Source organism: Chitinophaga sancti, from assembly GCF_034087045.1.
GTDB classification, from domain to species: Bacteria; Bacteroidota; Bacteroidia; order Chitinophagales; family Chitinophagaceae; genus Chitinophaga; species Chitinophaga sancti_B.
Genome location: NZ_CP139247.1, coordinates 5437611 through 5453480 on the forward strand (window position 1 = coordinate 5437611; position 15870 = coordinate 5453480).

At 44.8% G+C, this 15870-nt stretch carries 15 protein-coding genes and 1 riboswitch; of the genes, 5 read left to right on the plus strand and 10 right to left on the minus strand.

The features are described from left to right. Positions 1–9: 9 nt before the first annotated feature. The 6 genes from SIO70_RS22040 to SIO70_RS22065 form a co-directional block, all read right to left on the minus strand. Complete coding sequence (locus SIO70_RS22040; RefSeq protein WP_320574370.1) at positions 10–1236, minus strand: hypothetical protein; 1227 nt, start codon at positions 1234–1236, stop codon at positions 10–12. Further along, complete coding sequence (locus SIO70_RS22045; protein ID WP_320574371.1) at positions 1223–3544, minus strand: glycoside hydrolase family 20 zincin-like fold domain-containing protein; 2322 nt, start codon at positions 3542–3544, stop codon at positions 1223–1225. The genes SIO70_RS22040 and SIO70_RS22045 overlap by 14 nt, the downstream gene beginning before the upstream one ends. A 146-nt stretch (positions 3545–3690) precedes the next feature. After that, on the minus strand, positions 3691–5082 hold the full coding sequence (locus SIO70_RS22050) for a glycoside hydrolase family 28 protein (RefSeq protein ID WP_320574373.1): 1392 nt from the start codon (positions 5080–5082) through the stop codon (positions 3691–3693). Between the two features lie 334 nt (positions 5083–5416). Further along, positions 5417–6490 carry a LacI family DNA-binding transcriptional regulator gene (locus SIO70_RS22055; RefSeq protein ID WP_320574375.1) on the minus strand — a complete coding sequence of 358 codons (1074 nt, stop codon included), beginning with the start codon at positions 6488–6490 and terminating at the stop codon, positions 5417–5419. A 67-nt stretch (positions 6491–6557) separates the two neighbouring features. Next, positions 6558–6749 carry a hypothetical protein gene (locus SIO70_RS22060; protein ID WP_320574377.1) on the minus strand — a complete coding sequence of 64 codons (192 nt, stop codon included), beginning with the start codon at positions 6747–6749 and terminating at the stop codon, positions 6558–6560. Next, positions 6746–7729, minus strand: coding sequence for a hypothetical protein (locus SIO70_RS22065; protein WP_320574379.1), 984 nt, complete (start codon positions 7727–7729; stop codon positions 6746–6748). The genes SIO70_RS22060 and SIO70_RS22065 overlap by 4 nt, the downstream gene beginning before the upstream one ends. 110 nt (positions 7730–7839) lie before the next feature. Between SIO70_RS22065 and mnmD the strand changes: the two genes are divergently transcribed. Continuing rightward, a complete protein-coding gene (gene mnmD, locus SIO70_RS22070) occupies positions 7840–8460 on the plus strand; it encodes a tRNA (5-methylaminomethyl-2-thiouridine)(34)-methyltransferase MnmD (RefSeq protein ID WP_320574381.1) in 621 nt (206 codons plus the stop codon). Positions 8461–8510: 50 nt separating this feature from the next. Here the strand turns inward: mnmD and SIO70_RS22075 are convergent, their stop codons facing one another. The 4 genes from SIO70_RS22075 to SIO70_RS22090 form a co-directional block, all read right to left on the minus strand. Next, entirely contained in the window at positions 8511–9068 is a 558-nt protein-coding gene (locus SIO70_RS22075) for a group 1 truncated hemoglobin (protein WP_320574383.1), read from the minus strand. A 3-nt stretch (positions 9069–9071) separates the two neighbouring features. Continuing rightward, on the minus strand, positions 9072–9497 hold the full coding sequence (locus SIO70_RS22080) for a hypothetical protein (RefSeq protein WP_320574384.1): 426 nt from the start codon (positions 9495–9497) through the stop codon (positions 9072–9074). A gap of 120 nt (positions 9498–9617) precedes the next feature. Beyond that, complete coding sequence (locus SIO70_RS22085; RefSeq protein WP_320574386.1) at positions 9618–10202, minus strand: DUF1543 domain-containing protein; 585 nt, start codon at positions 10200–10202, stop codon at positions 9618–9620. Beyond that, positions 10190–11488 (minus strand): cobyrinate a,c-diamide synthase, encoded by a 1299-nt coding sequence (locus SIO70_RS22090; protein WP_320574388.1) that lies wholly within the window; start codon positions 11486–11488, stop codon positions 10190–10192. The genes SIO70_RS22085 and SIO70_RS22090 overlap by 13 nt, the downstream gene beginning before the upstream one ends. 47 nt (positions 11489–11535) lie before the next feature. On the opposite strand from SIO70_RS22090, the gene SIO70_RS22095 reads away from it, so the two are divergent. From SIO70_RS22095 to SIO70_RS22110, 4 genes are all read left to right on the plus strand, one after another. Further along, on the plus strand, positions 11536–13002 hold the full coding sequence (locus SIO70_RS22095) for a cobyric acid synthase (RefSeq protein ID WP_320574390.1): 1467 nt from the start codon (positions 11536–11538) through the stop codon (positions 13000–13002). Further along, the gene (locus SIO70_RS22100) at positions 12999–14015 is read left to right on the plus strand and encodes an aminotransferase class I/II-fold pyridoxal phosphate-dependent enzyme (protein WP_320574392.1); all 1017 of its coding nucleotides are present in this window, start codon (positions 12999–13001) and stop codon (positions 14013–14015) included. Before SIO70_RS22095 ends, SIO70_RS22100 begins: the two co-directional genes overlap by 4 nt. Next, positions 14000–14929 (plus strand): adenosylcobinamide-phosphate synthase CbiB, encoded by a 930-nt coding sequence (cbiB, locus tag SIO70_RS22105; protein WP_320574393.1) that lies wholly within the window; start codon positions 14000–14002, stop codon positions 14927–14929. The genes SIO70_RS22100 and cbiB overlap by 16 nt, the downstream gene beginning before the upstream one ends. Before the next feature lie 158 nt (positions 14930–15087). Beyond that, positions 15088–15289, plus strand: a riboswitch (cobalamin riboswitch). Between the two features lie 129 nt (positions 15290–15418). Then, the gene (locus SIO70_RS22110; protein WP_320574395.1) at positions 15419–15778 is read left to right on the plus strand and encodes a (2Fe-2S) ferredoxin domain-containing protein; all 360 of its coding nucleotides are present in this window, start codon (positions 15419–15421) and stop codon (positions 15776–15778) included. Positions 15779–15870 lie beyond the last annotated feature (92 nt).

A 15870-nucleotide genomic window follows, 5' to 3' on the forward strand; every position in this document is an offset into this window, starting at 1 on the left:
TAATAGACCCTACTTAAACTTATAATTCAGATAATCCGAAAGAAACCGGACTGCAAATGAAGTTCCGATATCCCTGTTAGTGAGCCATATTTTCCCTTTCTTAAATCTTGTGCGTGTTTCAAGTACGGCCCCCCGGAGGTTTGGATCAGGATGATTTTCGGCGAACCTGTTTTTCATAAGCCATACTGCCGACTTTTCTATATTCTCATTAAACGCTGTGTATCCCTGTTCTGCCAGCTTGATCCAGACAATGCCGGCAAGCGATACTGCCGAACCGGTGGCTGAACCTTTATCGGGCGCCCGTCCATTTATATAGTTATCATAATAGATAGTTCCTTCTTCCGTTTGGGCGTTTGCAAAAAGCCGCGCTGTGCGGGCAGCTGCCTCCAGGTATTTTTTATCCTTTGTGAGATAAAACGCTTCTATCAGCGATTCAGCATACCACAAAGAAAAACGGGGATGAAAGGAATGTGCTTCCATTGAATTGGGTGTAAACCGCATCCACAAGCCTTCAGGCCCCTGTTTTTCAATCAGGCTGTTGCATAGGAGGATGAATGCATTGCGAAAGGCTGTATCTCCTGAAAACTCATATGCATCCTTAAACAGGGAGCCCTCTGTGTTTGGCCTTGATACGTCATACAGCTCCTGCTTCTTTTTGCCTTTCCAGAAAGGGCTGTTCTCTTTCACCACCTCCCCTGTTTTTACATCTATCAGGTCGTAGCACACGCCCATCTGCGGGTAATACATGTTTTTCAGCATCCACTTCGCTGCACCGGTAGCCACTTTTGCATATACAGGATCTTTGGTGACCCTGGACAACTCATAGATACCCGGCGTTCCATCAGAAACAGTAGCAAATACATAATAGTCCTGTCCCAGCACATCGCCATGGATAGCGCTCACCATGCCATTCAGTTTGGGATCGTCCTTTATTTCCATATTGATCCAGTAATTGCCCCCTCTTTTCGCCGCATCGAGATAATGTTTATTGCCTGTTACCTTATAAGCCGCCAGTAGTGCATTTACGGCCTGTCCAGTATGCCAGGGCACTTCGTAGGGATACCATTTCCCTTCCAGCACATTATAATCACAGCGGGACTTACCTGCGGAATCGATCAATACATCTGCCACATACCGTGCAGTCTGATCGATGGCCCTGACGACATCTTTCTTTTTCAGCTGCGCCGGGGCTGATATCGTAAGCAGGCACATTAAAACTGTTTTAATCCACTTCATAACGGTTGGTTTTTGAATTTATCTGGTATTTGTGCTTATGATTAGTGATTACAAGGTCATCCTGTAGTCGGAAGGTAAAGCTGCGGCAAATTCCAGTGCTCCGGATGAGGAGGTGGTTTATCCCTGCATGTAATGGTAGTTGAATCCGGTTTTGCACAGTTTTTACTTCACGGCCATTACAATACAACACCGTGCTGTCTCCTGATGTCAGCCATGCATCTGCTACCCTGGCGCTGTCTGTTTGTAGCTGGCAATAGGCATATATAACAGATGGCAGGTATTTTTCTTCCAGATCGATAATACCTCCGTTGGTGGCTGCAAACTTCTGCCAGCGATACTTATTACCATCATAAATGTATACATCGCCAGGCGAAGGCTGCAACGCCTTATCCATTCCATCTGTTGACGGCAGGTTACCGCACAGCAACCAATTGGTGAAGTAAAAGGAGTTTGTTGGAATGATATCTTTTCTACGCGCAGGCAGCTTCTGTAATTCCTTCACCTTTTGTGACCAGGATCGTAACACCGTATCCAGCCAGTACGGTTGATTTTCATTCAACCACAGTTTTCTGAAGGTTTCGGCAGTCGCCTTATAGGCTGCTACGAGACTGTCTGTGCTCATATCAGGATCTACCATAGCCTGCCTGGTTCGCAACATCAGCTCATATTGATGGATGACCAGCTGCATCGCTGCAAGATCTTCCGGATGAAGCACAGGTGCTGCCCGGTGGCAAAGGCTATCGGCTATTCTCACAATATGTAATGCCCCGGCTATACTGTTATTGTTCAGGATCATTTGTTTGCCGCTGTCCGGTACAATCTGCTGTTTCCACAGCTGATCATTCAGGTTATAGGTAACTGGCAGTTCACGCAACTGCATCAGGGTAAAAAGAGCATTTACATAGTTACCATTATCCGTACCATATGTAACGTTTTCAAAGCGGTGATCAAACCCATCAGCCCCCGTATTCCAGCTTTTGTCTGCAGCAAGGTAAACCCCATACCAGTCCGCATCGAAAAGGTAGGTGCCGCCATCATCCCACACCGTAGTAAACACACCAGCGGCACCGCTCTCCCTGCCCTGTTTAACAAATCCGCCTATATTTTTTTTCGCCATGATCATATCAGGAAACATGCGGTAAGAATTGACAATACCCGGGCATACCATATACTGTAATCCCCGCCGGGCAAAAGGTTTTATCCACTGATCAAAGTTCGCCTGGTCCCCATATTCCCAGGAGAGGTACATAATGTCTCTGGGGAGGAGGTCCAGAATTTCAGTATGCTTTAAGGCCATATCTCCCCACATCATCATTTTTTTACCATGTTGTTTCACTACATCATACAATAACTGGATAAAGCCGGCATAAAACTTAGGGATGCCTACGCTGTCAACATATTTTGCTGATCGTCCTTTATCAATTCCAAATGTTTCATCACAGTTTACATTAAACCAGGGTGCGCTGAAAGCATCGCACAGCTCTCCTATTACATCCGTCAGGAATCTGCGTGCACTGTCGTCAAGTGGTGAGATGAGCGTAGCTGATTCTCCCATGTGTCTGTATTGAGGTAATGCCAGGATCTTCTCAAAGTGGCCGAACGATTGAAAATTTCCTATCAGCTGCATGTGATAATCTGCTGCATAATCGCTTAGTTCACGGATTTGCCGGATAGTCAGCTTTCCATCTGCCGGGGCAAAATCGGGATGAGATAATGGCTGTACTACATGCTCTATATAAAACGAGAGATAATTGACCTTTAACGCTGCCAGGCGTTGAATTTGCTTTTTTATATAATCGACTGTCGATATGGGACCGCGGCTGATGTCGTCAAACACTATCCGGGCGGGAAAATCAGGCCAGTCAATAATGGTGACTGCTGTTTGCCAATGTGCCCGTGTAAGCTGTATGAGCGTTTGTAAACCGTAAAACAGTCCAACTTCATCGTTAGCAGCTATGAACCGATGTTGGCGATTGATGACTAGTATATATCCCTCTTTTCCAATTTTCTCAATATTATTTTGTGCATAATGCCGGACAAGCTCATAGATGGATGAATTACCACTAATGATATATAAGCTAACGCCTTCCTGCGGGCCGGATGCTGCCGGCAGCTGCCAGTGGCGAAGGAGACGTGCCTGCATAGCACTGTCCTTTCCGGTCAGCAGTAACTTTCCAGGCATGCTGACATTGTCTTTCCCCACCTTTACAAGCTGCGGATAAGGAATTACTGGTAGAACAGCTGCGTGCGTGAATACCATGGGCAAAAACATCCCCATTAATAGAAATAGATTTCTATATGCTGTCATAGTTTATGAATATCCACTGGAATAAAAGAATTGTCCCCCCTGATAAATTAGCTCCTACTTACCTATAGTGCGTTTAAACGAACATTTACATGAAAATGAAATACCTCTAATACAATATAAGAATTTTTCCGGTAACGTACCCGCAATTATTCAATTAATTTCTTTTTTGCACCTTTCTCCTGTGTAAACCCATTGCTGCTATCCTGTATGCTTACTCCTCCTACATCCAGATCAGTACAGGCAAATTGTTGTGTATGGCTGATCATCAGGCCTGGCCTGCTGTCCTTTTCTTTGGCACGGAATGTAATATCAGATAATCTTATATCCTTTGCATATCTTATAAACAGGCCATAGGCTGGTAATATGCCAAACATGGTAGCTTCAGGATAATCCTTTTCCAGCTCCGGCACTGGCTGGCCGGAGGCTTTGCCACCACCAGCTGTTTCGATAGTAATATGAGACAGAGAGACCGCCTGCAAGGGAGTACCTGCAATACCTGTGATGGAGCATCCTGTAACGTCGGCACCTGTAGCATGAATATCTGACAAATGTATATTTCTTATTATTCCGGGAGCTGGTGTTGCGCCGCCTTCCTTATATTTCCTGCCCCTGTTGCACAGGCGAATGAACAATGGCACTTGTGGTCCATCTATTACTATATTATTAATGGATACATTTTCCATGATGCCGCCATCCGCCATTTCCAGTGAAATACCGCTGTTTCCTGCAGGTTTGCCGTAAATGGTAATTAATTGCGCCGATGGCCGTATCACACAATTGGTGACGGCAATATTCCTGAAACCACCGGTGGATTCTGTACCAAACTTCAACGCATTGCAGTGGCTGCTAATCACACAATTGCTGATAGTAATATTTTCAGAAATACGTGGCGATGTGCTCTTGATCGTAATTCCATCATCATCGCTGTCCCCATTGATGCCAGATATGACTACATTACGACAGCCATCAATATCCATCATATCATTATTCTTGTTGGAATGGTTCCAGATTCTTATATCCTGAATTTTTACATCGTCACAGTCAAGGTAGTGTTGCATCCAGAAGGCTGAATTACGTAGTGTAATGTCCCGCACAGAGATATTTTTACACCCTATGAACCACAAAAGGTATGGACGATTGCGGTATCGGTCCGGCTTCTTTAGTGTATTGGTCACAAATGCTGCACCCTGTCCATCTATGATACCATTTCCTTCAATGTGCACGTTTTCCTGGCCTTTGCAGAAGAAGAGTGCCTGCTGTGCCCATTCATCTCCATAAAATCTAATACCGGCCTGCTGATGCGGGTATAATTTTGTATCCTTCTGTCCCAGGATGGTGGCTCCTCCTGCTATATATAAGGTGACATTACTTTTCAGGTAAACGGTTGCACTCAGGTATTTCCCCGCTGGAAAATACACCTTTCCTCCTTTGGCAGCACAAGCATCCACTGCTTTTTGAATAGCAGCTGTATTATCAGTGGTGCTGTCTCCAATGGCTCCATAGCTGGTTACATCGAACCATTGGCTGCGGGCTTCCATAGTAAATAATAAGCAACAAAGCCATATGCAATGCCTTATCATAGTTTCTCATTTTACGTGTGATGTAACAACAACTGCTATCGTTTAACTAAAATAATGAAAAAAACGGGTACGTACCCGTTTTTTTCATTATTTTTTTTGATTGAGATAATTTATCAAACGAAAAGCTATAAGTAAACTAAGAATCAGCTGGTCTTCCAATGACGGTAAAATCAACTCCAGAAGGTATGCTTTCAATGGGGGATAAAGCTCCTGCTCACTGCCAGTAGGGCAAAGAAGTATGGATCCTGGCAATTAAAGATTTAAGTGCTGGCTACAAAACATTGTGCTTTTTTTAATTCCGATAGTACCGGCAATTTTCTTTTGTGACAATCTCAATTGGCATTAGGTATTCAGGCTCTACGGGTTGGTCATAAACGAGGTGCTGGAACAAAGTGATGATACCTCGGTATCCTTGCTCACGCGGCTTCTCACAGATCAGAAAGTTTATAGTTCCGGACTGGAGATAGCTTACATTATCAGGAATAAAATCATATCCCAGCAGGATCAGGTGTTTCAGGCCAGCCTTTTCAAGACAACGGGCCACCAGTGATACCCTGGAGTTAGTGACAAAAATAGCGCCGATGGCATTATCATTTTTAAGGAGCTTTGTCAGATGGCGCGCCACTATTTCATAATCCGTATCCTTAGAATCGAATGTAATCAGCTCATAAGGCAGCTGATTGTCTTTGAAATATGTCCTGAAGCCTTCTTCCTTTCTCAAAATGGAATAGTTAGTATCTATCTCCTGCGCGATTTTCGTAATAACAATTTTCTGCCCTTCCCGGATGCCATAATTTACAAGCTGAGCGGCCACGTAGCCACTATGAAAGTTTTCAGGTCCTATATAGCACATGGCGTTAAAGCCGGGAATATCTGTATTGATCAGCACATAGGGAATACCAGACTCCTTGCAGTAATCAATGAGCTCTAAGGCCGTATCAGAAAATGTGGGTGTTAGCAGGATCCCATCCGGGGCAGAGCGTATGATTTTTTTTACCTGCTTTTTAAAAGTGGCTTCATTGTTCTGGTCAAAGAAAAGCCGCTCTACCTTTATTCCATACTGCCTGATTTCATTTTCGGCCTGGTCAATCCCTTCCTTTGGTGCTTCCCAGAAAGCTGTTTCTGGCGAGGTGACAGGCAATAGCGTGACCAGCCGCAGATTTCCCCTGCTGGCCAGTGCCAGGCGCCGGGCCAGCACATTGGGTTGGTAATTCAGCTTTTTCATTATCTCCCGGATCCTGGCCTTTGTCTTCTCAGATACTCCTTCCCTGTTGTGAATTACCCTGTCTACCGTTGCTATAGATACCTGTGCAAGCCTTGCAATTTCTTTTACTCCTGCGGCTGCTTTGCTATTATCTTTCTTCATAATATTATTAGCTATAACAAATATAAACAATTAAACAGCCGCGTTGTATGACGCTAATCTTTTGCCTTTATGTTTTTCCCTGTCCTTTCCCCGTATGATCGAATCCTCCTACCCGTTCATATTCCACCATATCGGCAGATCTGTAATTGATGAACACCTGGCGCAGGTGGGCAGAGCTATTACGCCTGCTGTACTTATTAAAATAAAAAAGCGCACCTGCCAGGAGACAGATGCGCTTTTTAACATTTGCTTTTTTCAATAATAGATATCTACCACACCATTCGGGGTACCATTCGTCACCACAGTTGCATGCTGTCCGCAATCTGTCACCGCATTCGCCACTGTCCAGGACAATGCTGATTGCGAACCACCCTGTAACTGTATCTGAATATTACTGAATCTCGTCTTAGTAGTATTCGGATAATCAGTACATACTACAGGATAGTATACTTCCAGCGACTCAGCCGCCCAATAGAGCTTCTGGATATTACTCACTGAAAGATTGATAGAAGAATAGCCGGTGAAAGCAGAAGTGTAGCTATAGGAGCTGCCACTGCTGCCAGTGAGGGTCATGATACCTGTAAGACTCGTACCGGCACTCACCCTGACGAGGTTACTGAAGATAGCAGTTCCGCTGGAACCATCTACATACCAGTTGGCAATGGCCCAGTAGTTACCACCACCTGCTGCAGAAGGGCCCCATTGTAAAACGGGTTGCAGGATGTAGGAACTGTTTTGGAGACCATTGAACATAAAGATGGTCTGCCCATTGGAAGTAGAAGGTGCAGGGGGTACCGTCCAGGTGGTAGAGAAATAAGAAATCGGTGTAGACACCGGGTTACTCCAGTAAGTGTAAGCAATCCAACCGGAGCTGAGGGGTTTTACTTTCCGCGCTAAAGGAGCAGCGCTGTTTACATTACCTGGATAATCTGGAAGCGAGCCGGCATCGGCATGGATAGCGCCGAAGTCTTTGGCTACTTTGCCGGTAGCATCATCGATGGCTCTTAAACGGCCACCCTGTACATCCAGGTGTTGTCCTTGTTCGATTTTGCTGACTTTGTCAGCTGGGCGCCAACCACCGGGAGTTAGTACCATACCTGCCTGGGCTGAGTTGTCAGTGGCAACGGTAGTGGTGGAAACGGGGGTAGTGTCAGGAGCAGATTTGGTCGTTTCTTTGCTGCATGCAGCAAAGAAGAGGGCGCTGATGAGTATCAGACCGCCAACATAGGTGTGTTTCATGCGTGATCGGGTTTTCTGGTTATTATGGGGATGTTCTTAAAGTTACCTTGTATGGATGCGGGGACATAGCAGGGGGAGGTTTTTAAGTTGTTTTTAAGTTCCTTTGTATTATGAAAAGGGAATTACTGGTCACGGCTGATGGCTCCCATACAATAGCTATTCCGGACATGAACGTAACATATCATAGCACACACGGAGCGATACAGGAAAGTATGCATGTATTTATCCATGCGGGCTTACAGGCTATACAGGCACCTGCCATCCGCATCTTTGAAATGGGATTTGGTACCGGACTGAATGCTTTGCTCACTTTACAGTATGCTACTATACCTGTGTATTACTATGCAGTAGAACAATTTCCCCTGACGGCACAGGAAATAGAAGGATTAAATTATGGTACCGATCTACATCAATACCCCTGGAATAAAGATGTAAAAATTTCAGAAAAATTTACCTTGCACAAAGCCCATGCATCTTTATTAGATGTAACCCCTGTTGTCCAACCCTTTCATTTGATTTATTACGATGCCTTTGCACCTGCATCCCAACCGGAATTATGGTCGGTAGCTGTCTTTGAAAAATTATATAGCTTATTGGAACCGGGAGGAATGCTGGTTACCTATTGTAGTAAAGGAGATGTAAGAAGAGCAATGCAGGCAGCAGGTTTCAAGGTAGAAAAATTAGCAGGCCCTCCGGGAAAAAGAGAAATGCTGCGAGCCGTAAGACCCTAACGACAAATGTCCCAACCAATGTTGAGACACCTGTTCTTTTTTTAAACAGATTATTTTTGTACGACCTGTGTACGCAATGTTTCTACTAGTGCACCTACCCTTCCGATCAACTGATCAGACAAGCCATTTTTCTTTGCACCTTTTACGAGGTCTGCAACAAATGCATCGAAATCATCATTGGCAGCCTTTCCATTCATGCGGGAATTCTGTGCCGGATCATGTGCAGCGGTCATGCTTTTACCACCATAAGTATAACTGGTAGCACCCGTACCTACGCATACAAAATCAGTGAGGTTCTTGCTAAGGACTTCAAAACCGCTGGTATTGCCGGCGGTAACCTCAGCCAGCAGCGCCTGGAAAAATCCATTGATAGCAGTATCTGCTGCAATCACGAAGATAGTACTGTCTACGACAGAACGAATGCCAAGACGGCCCTGTTGAATCATAGTACCTGGATTGGCAGGATCATTCACCATAGTGGATCCTCCGAGTGAATCGTACAATGTTTTTGTTGTTTCCGTTTTGTCTGAATCTTTCTTGCACGAGGTGAGGAACAGGCCTGTGCCAAAGATACCAGCTAATAATAACAGTGCTGCGTTACTTTTCATTTTCTATTTTTTACTGATGAATAAGTTTAAAATTTTCCCGGAGAATGACTGTGCCATAGCCGGACAGCCTTTCTGCATATCGGCGGCGCTGGGCACAAATCGTGTAGCCGTATAATGTAGTGACTGACCACACCTGCTGATGATGTCGTTGGCATCGGCCAGCAATGGAGAATAAGTAAATATAGCGATACGTGTTCCGGCATTTACCAATACATGATCTACGCCGGGCTGTGCATAGAGCCAGGCCTGTACCTGTTCTCCTTCTTTGGCAGTAAGTGATTGCTGAATGTCCATTCTGGCCATGATTCGTGTATGCGCATCCGCTGGCTTTGGCCGGGTTACAAGGTAAATATGTACGGCCAGTACGAGTACAAGGCACACGAGTATACCACCCGCCCATGGCAGGATTTTCAGAGCTTTCCTTATCATAAAATAGAGTGTAAATTATAGAGACGAGCTTCCGTATCTGACGATGTAGTTTTGCTACATATTCAGATACGGGAAATAAATTCAGATGGATTTAAAAGCTGAAAAATAATTGAAGAGGGGTTATTCGGAAGTATATTCTCCTTTCAGTATGCGGTCCAGTTTAAAATATCCCAGGTGCAAATGATCTGGCTTTGCATCTGGACCAGCAGGAGTTAATTGCAAAGCATATTGCGCCCTGATAGTAACAGGGAGTATTTCTTCTATCAGTGCAAAATCATCGATATCTACACCATACTTGTCATCGATGTGGGATGTAGCACCGGGGAATGTGGTATGCTTGAAAAATGCAGTAGCTTTTGCTTTTCGTAGCGCTTCGTTCTTTTCCTTACCTGTAGAAAGCAATTTGTAATGGAATTCCTCCATTTCATTCTCTTTGTATCCTCCAAGGTTGATAAAGTACAGTTGTGTACCACCAGCTTCCTTTTCTGCACGGGGTATCACTTTTACGTGCATATCATCTACAAGCGTCACTTCCCGGAAAGCATCAAGGTGAAGATTCCCTTTTGCTTCAGGCCAGAAGGCTTCCAGCGCAGGTATGACCTCTTTCAGTGAAGGAGCGATAGTAAAGAATACATCATGTTGTTCTGTGTGTCTGCCTGCAGGCTTACATCCTGCAAGGATCATAAAAAGCTTTACTTGTTCCATAATGATAATAGTATTGCGACGTCTTCGCCCCAGTAAAAATGAATGTAGGAGGCGATCACATTTTGTTGCCTGTAAATAGGTGTCGGTACGGCTTTACCACGGGCGTTCTGTACTTCGCCGATGGTGGTAAGATTGGAGGTGGCGTGAGAGTAATGGAATTCGTGCCCTTTCAAAACTGCATCTGAAATTTGTACTTTGCGATAACCCAGTGATAAGCGACTATCAACCATGCTGGTCTCAAGGTCAAGTACACCACACATGTGGTGGCGGTTGCCTTCCTGGTCAGTAATAACGTTGCCAAGGTACATCATCCCCCCGCATTCTGCCATCACACGTCCGCCTTGTCTGGAATAGTCGCGGATTGCCATACGCATAGCTTCATTCTTCTCTAAGACGGACAGGTATAATTCAGGATATCCGCCGGCGAGGTATAGTAAATCTGCTTCAGGTAAGGAGCTATCATGCAATGGGCTAAAAAACACAACGTCTCCCTGTTGCGTTAGCTGGCGAATATTTTCTTCATAGATAAAATTAAAGGCTTCATCTTTGGCAATAGCGATCCTGTATTTTTTTTCAGGAAAGGAATGATTAATATTGGATGATGGTTTGTGTGTGTCCGTCAATGCCAATAACCCATCAATATCCACGGACCTACTTATATGAGCAGCTGCCAGCTCTACAATCGCCTCATAATCATTTTCCCCTGACAATGCCAACCCCAGGTGCCTGGAAGGGATCTTTATCTCTTCGTTCACAGGAATATACCCCAATGGCATAATACCTACATCATGGCACGCATCCTTCAGGAACTGATAATGACTCTCTGTGTTGACAAAATTGAAAATAACCCCGGCAATCTTTACATCAGTATTAAAATTCTTCAACCCATACAACAACGGCGCCACTGAATACGCCATTGCCTTGGCATTCACCACCAGTATCACAGGTATATCCAGCAACAATGCGATTGCCGCACTGCTCCCCTCCCATTTCACGGCTCCGTCATACAACCCCATCACTCCTTCTGTGACCACCACATCTGCATCACTGCTGTAGTGACTATATAGCTCCTGCACATGTGCCTCACTCATCATAAACGTATCGAGATTGATGCTCTGCCTGCGGGCGGCCCGGGTATGATGGGTTGTATCAATATAATCAGGGCCACATTTAAAAGGCTGTACCTGCAAGCCCCTGTTATGCAATGCCCGCAACAACCCCAAAGTGAGGGTGGTCTTGCCTGAATGGCTGGATGGTGCTGCGATTAAAAACTGAGGCTTCTTCATTTGGTCAAAGATAGTACATTTGCAAAATTATCTATTCGCCCAACGCTATGCAGCAATTAAAACCCATCATGTTTGTAGGTACCGCTTCAGACGTCGGGAAAAGTTTTATTAATACCGGTTTCTGCCGCATCTTCAAACAGGATGGTTACCAACCAGCTCCGTTTAAGGCACAGAACATGTCGCTCAACAGCTTTGTTACTCCCGACGGACTTGAAATAGGCCGTGCTCAGGCAGTGCAGGCGGAAGCCTGTGGGTTGCCCTGTAGTGCCGATATGAATCCTGTATTGCTGAAACCTACGAATGACAAGACCTCTCAGGTCGTATTGATGGGTAAACCTGTTGGGAGCCAGTCGGCCTATGATTACTTCATGGGAAATAACAAACAGGAATTGTTGAATGCTGCCAAAGCTGCCTTTGACAGGTTGCAGGCACAGTACAACCCTGTCGTAATGGAAGGTGCAGGTAGTATCAGTGAACTAAACCTGAAACACAGGGATATTACAAACATGCGGATGGCACTGCACGCAAAGGCCGATGTTTACCTCGTAGCAGACATTGACAAAGGCGGCATCTTTGGGAGTGTATATGGCACGATCGCCCTTTTACCACCTGAAGAAAAAGCATTGCTGAAAGGCATCATCGTCAATAAATTCCGTGGCGACGCCCGTCTCTTTGAAACCGGCAAAACCTTGCTGGAAGAGCTGTGCGGTGTACCTGTAGTTGGCATCATCCCTTTTCGCAAAGATATCTATGTAGAGGAAGAAGACTCTGTGGCACTGGCCCATAAGCAACAACAGGCAGGTAGTGGCAAAGTTAATGTAGTAGTAGTTTTACTAAACCGTTTGTCCAACTTCACAGACTTTACCGTACTGGAAAAAGATGAGCGCGTACACCTCTATTATAGCAATAACCCGGCTGAAATTGCACAGGCAGACATTGTGATACTACCCGGTAGTAAAAATACCATAGCAGACCTGGTAGACATTAAAAATAATGGTGTGGCGACCGCCATCACACAGGCATTCAAAGGCGGCAGGACAGTGATTGGTATCTGTGGTGGTTACCAGATGATGGGGCAGAGTGTGGAAGATCCTGCGGGTGTGGAAGGCACTGTTTCCTTTATGCCCGGGCTGGGGTTGCTGCCGGTTACAACAGTACTTACAGAAGTAAAGACCACGCAGCAATGTACCTTTCAATATAAAAATAGTGCTGCTACCTGTGAAGGATATGAGATTCATATGGGGATTACCGCCAGCAGCACCCCATTGAATACAATGCTCCATGGCCACGGTGATGGGTATTTATTGAACGACCGCTGCTGGGGCACGTATGTACATGGCATTTTGGATAACCCTGTAGTCGTGGACGACCTGCTTTCTCCCTTCAGCCTGGAAGCTTCCGCCCCTTTCGATTACAACAATTATAAACACGAGCAGTACGATAAACTGGCACAACATCTGCGCGAACATGTCGATATTGCCTACATTTACAGTCAATTAAAAAGTGAACAATGATATTAGGTCATGGAGATGACAGGTATCTGTATTCCCGGGAAATTCTTGCTGACTTTAGTTCTAACGTTTATTACAAAGGACTTTCCATTGGTTTGGTACAACACCTGAGCACGCAGCTTTTCAGATTAAAAAATTATCCGCAGGCAAACGCACAAAGTTTGCAGGAGGCATTGGCCCAATGGCATGAGATTACGCCATCACAGGTCTTAGCCACCAATGGCGCAACAGAAGCTTTTTACCTGGTAGCCCATGCATGGAGAGGCCAGTCGGCTACGGTTGTCATTCCTGCATTTGCAGAGTATGAAGATGCCTGCAGGGTGAATGATATTTCAGTATCGCATCTTGAATGGTCTTCTCTGCAACAGGATACTATCTTTACGACAGCGCTGGTATTCTTAGGTAATCCTAATAATCCTACCGGGGCGTTGTTATCAGTTGAATTTCTACAGGCATTGTTGCTAAGCAATACTACAGTGACGTTTGTGATCGATGAAGCATATGTAGACTTTACCCATGAAAGAAAATCCCTGGTTACCTCACTGCATGACTTACCGAATTTAATTATCATCAAATCACTCACCAAAACTTATGCAATACCAGGTTTGAGGCTAGGGTATTTATTAAGTAGCAGGGATACGATTGCTAAAATTACATTCTCCAAAATGCCATGGTCTGTGAATGCACTGGCCATTGAAGCGGGCTTGTATATCGTGGCGAATAAAGAACAGCTGACATTTAATGCAGTAGATTTATTGCAGGATACGGCTAACTTAATGGCAGCATTGAGTATTCATGTGAATGTGATGCCTACCCGGACGAACTTCTTTTTATGTGAGTTAATAAATGGTACTGCTGCTGATTTAAAGGCATATCTGGTAGAGGAACATAGTTTACTCATCAGGGATGCCAGCAATTTCAAAAGTCTAAGTCCGAAACATTTCAGGGTGGCGACACAGACGCCAGAGAAAAATGCTTTATTGATTAAAGGCATCAATGCATGGATGGAAAAATAATATGGATTCCTTTGGTGGTGGGGTATGTGTTAGATTTGCTGCTGGGCGACCCACGGTGGTTGCCCCATCCGGTGCGGTTATTTGGGAACCTGATCACATTCGGTGAAAAGAAACTCAATAATGGATACAAACGTTTTCTGAAAGGAGCTATATTAACCGTGGTATTGTGCCTCGGGGTGTATGCTTTCTTCTATTACATGCAGGAAATTCTTCCGCTTTGGGCAAGGTATATTTTCAACAGTATTTTTGTTTTTTACGGTTTGGCCAATAAGAGCCTTTTACAGGAGGGCGCAGCTGTTTATGATGCTTTATACCATCAGGGGCTGGAAGCGGGCAGAAAACGTCTTTCCTGGATCGTAGGGAGGGATACTTTAAAGCTGCAGGAGAACCAGGTCCGGATTGCGGTATTGGAGACCTTGTCAGAGAACCTAAGTGATGGGGTAATTGCCCCCCTGCTCTTTTATGCAGTAGGTGGTGTACCGGCTATGATGCTGTATAAGATGATCAATACCCTGGATTCTATGATTGGATATAAAAGCGAGCGCTATTTATATTTTGGGCGGTTTGCCGCCAGACTGGATGATGTGGCAAACTATATCCCCGCGAGGGTGACGGCGTTTTTGATGGTGCTGGTCTCCTTCAGTAAACGGGGATGGCAGTATATATTTAAATTCGGCCATCAGCACGCCAGTCCAAATTCAGGTTACCCGGAGTCGGCGCTGGCAGGGATTATGAATTGCAGGTTCGGCGGCCCGAATGTGTATCATGGTGTGGTGGTAGAGAAGCCTTATATCGGTGAGTACCAGCGGGAAATTCAACATGAAGAGTTACGAAAAGTGATGTTTATAAATCACGCAGTAACTTTCGTGGTGGTGGTACTGATAGTATTATTGCATGCATTGTATTCAAAATAATAAATGGGCACACTGAAACCTGTACCAAAGACCAATTTGTTATCCCCCAACAAATCTAACGCATCCGTTACCTCACTCATCCCTCCACTATTCATATAGTCATACTTCATAGGGTGGGTTTATTGTTCTTAACTTCCGCAAAGTTAATTTTATTTACTACTTTTACCCCGGTTTATGGTTTTTATCTGCCTCCCAGGCTGATAAAATTAAAAGGGAATCCGGTGTAAATCCGGAACAGTTCCCGCTGCTGTAAGTTCCATCAATCGCTTTTAACATCTGCAAAGCCACTGTTCCAACCGGAACGGGAAGGCGTTAAAAGTGGAACAAGTCAGAAGACCTGCCAAAAACTATAACTACTTATCCAATGCTTTCGGGAAAAAAGTACAGGGATGGCAAACAACTTACGCAGTGTTTGCTCCTGCCGCCTTTTCTCCTGTCTGCTTGTTTAATCGTTAACGGGTAATTAACTGCATTAAATGTTTTAAAGGTATGGCTATTAAAGATCTGACCAGGGTTCAGAAGATGGTTTTTATTTGCAATGGTGGAACCTGTGCTAAAGGCGGTGCAGACGAAAACACTTTAGCTTTGAGGGCACACCTCACCAAACATGGCATGGATGACGAAATTCATACCATACGCACCAAATGTATGGGGCAATGTACCAGCGGACCTATTGTATTCATTCACCCCGAAGGAGCCTGGTATGGTAGCGTAAACCCAGAGGTTGCGCGTGATATTGTAACTCAGCACCTCTTACAAAATACTTTACTGAAACCCCAACTCTGCTTTCCGGAAGCAGATGCCATGGAATTACAGCCTGTAAAGTTTAGCACCGCGAAAGCAGAATAAACCACTGCATCGCCATCTACGAAAATGTTGAATCACATCACACCAGGCACGCCCTTTTCATAAAGGAAGTTTGAGCGTATATTTTTAAAATC

What these genes read in the sequence shown, in the direction of transcription:
- SIO70_RS22040 (WP_320574370.1), bottom strand. Translation starts at nt 1,236, where the DNA reads ATGAAGTGGATTAAAACAGTTTTAATGTGCCTGCTTACGATATCAGCC.
- SIO70_RS22045 (WP_320574371.1), bottom strand. Translation starts at nt 3,544, where the DNA reads ATGACAGCATATAGAAATCTATTTCTATTAATGGGGATGTTTTTGCCC.
- SIO70_RS22050 (WP_320574373.1), bottom strand. Translation starts at nt 5,082, where the DNA reads ATGGAAGCCCGCAGCCAATGGTTCGATGTAACCAGCTATGGAGCCATT.
- SIO70_RS22055 (WP_320574375.1), bottom strand. Translation starts at nt 6,490, where the DNA reads ATGAAGAAAGATAATAGCAAAGCAGCCGCAGGAGTAAAAGAAATTGCA.
- SIO70_RS22065 (WP_320574379.1), bottom strand. Translation starts at nt 7,729, where the DNA reads ATGAAACACACCTATGTTGGCGGTCTGATACTCATCAGCGCCCTCTTC.
- mnmD (WP_320574381.1), top strand. Translation starts at nt 7,840, where the DNA reads ATGAAAAGGGAATTACTGGTCACGGCTGATGGCTCCCATACAATAGCT.
- SIO70_RS22075 (WP_320574383.1), bottom strand. Translation starts at nt 9,068, where the DNA reads ATGAAAAGTAACGCAGCACTGTTATTATTAGCTGGTATCTTTGGCACA.
- SIO70_RS22080 (WP_320574384.1), bottom strand. Translation starts at nt 9,497, where the DNA reads ATGATAAGGAAAGCTCTGAAAATCCTGCCATGGGCGGGTGGTATACTC.
- SIO70_RS22085 (WP_320574386.1), bottom strand. Translation starts at nt 10,202, where the DNA reads ATGGAACAAGTAAAGCTTTTTATGATCCTTGCAGGATGTAAGCCTGCA.
- SIO70_RS22090 (WP_320574388.1), bottom strand. Translation starts at nt 11,488, where the DNA reads ATGAAGAAGCCTCAGTTTTTAATCGCAGCACCATCCAGCCATTCAGGC.
- SIO70_RS22095 (WP_320574390.1), top strand. Translation starts at nt 11,536, where the DNA reads ATGCAGCAATTAAAACCCATCATGTTTGTAGGTACCGCTTCAGACGTC.
- SIO70_RS22100 (WP_320574392.1), top strand. Translation starts at nt 12,999, where the DNA reads ATGATATTAGGTCATGGAGATGACAGGTATCTGTATTCCCGGGAAATT.
- cbiB (WP_320574393.1), top strand. Translation starts at nt 14,000, where the DNA reads ATGGATGGAAAAATAATATGGATTCCTTTGGTGGTGGGGTATGTGTTA.
- SIO70_RS22110 (WP_320574395.1), top strand. Translation starts at nt 15,419, where the DNA reads ATGGCTATTAAAGATCTGACCAGGGTTCAGAAGATGGTTTTTATTTGC.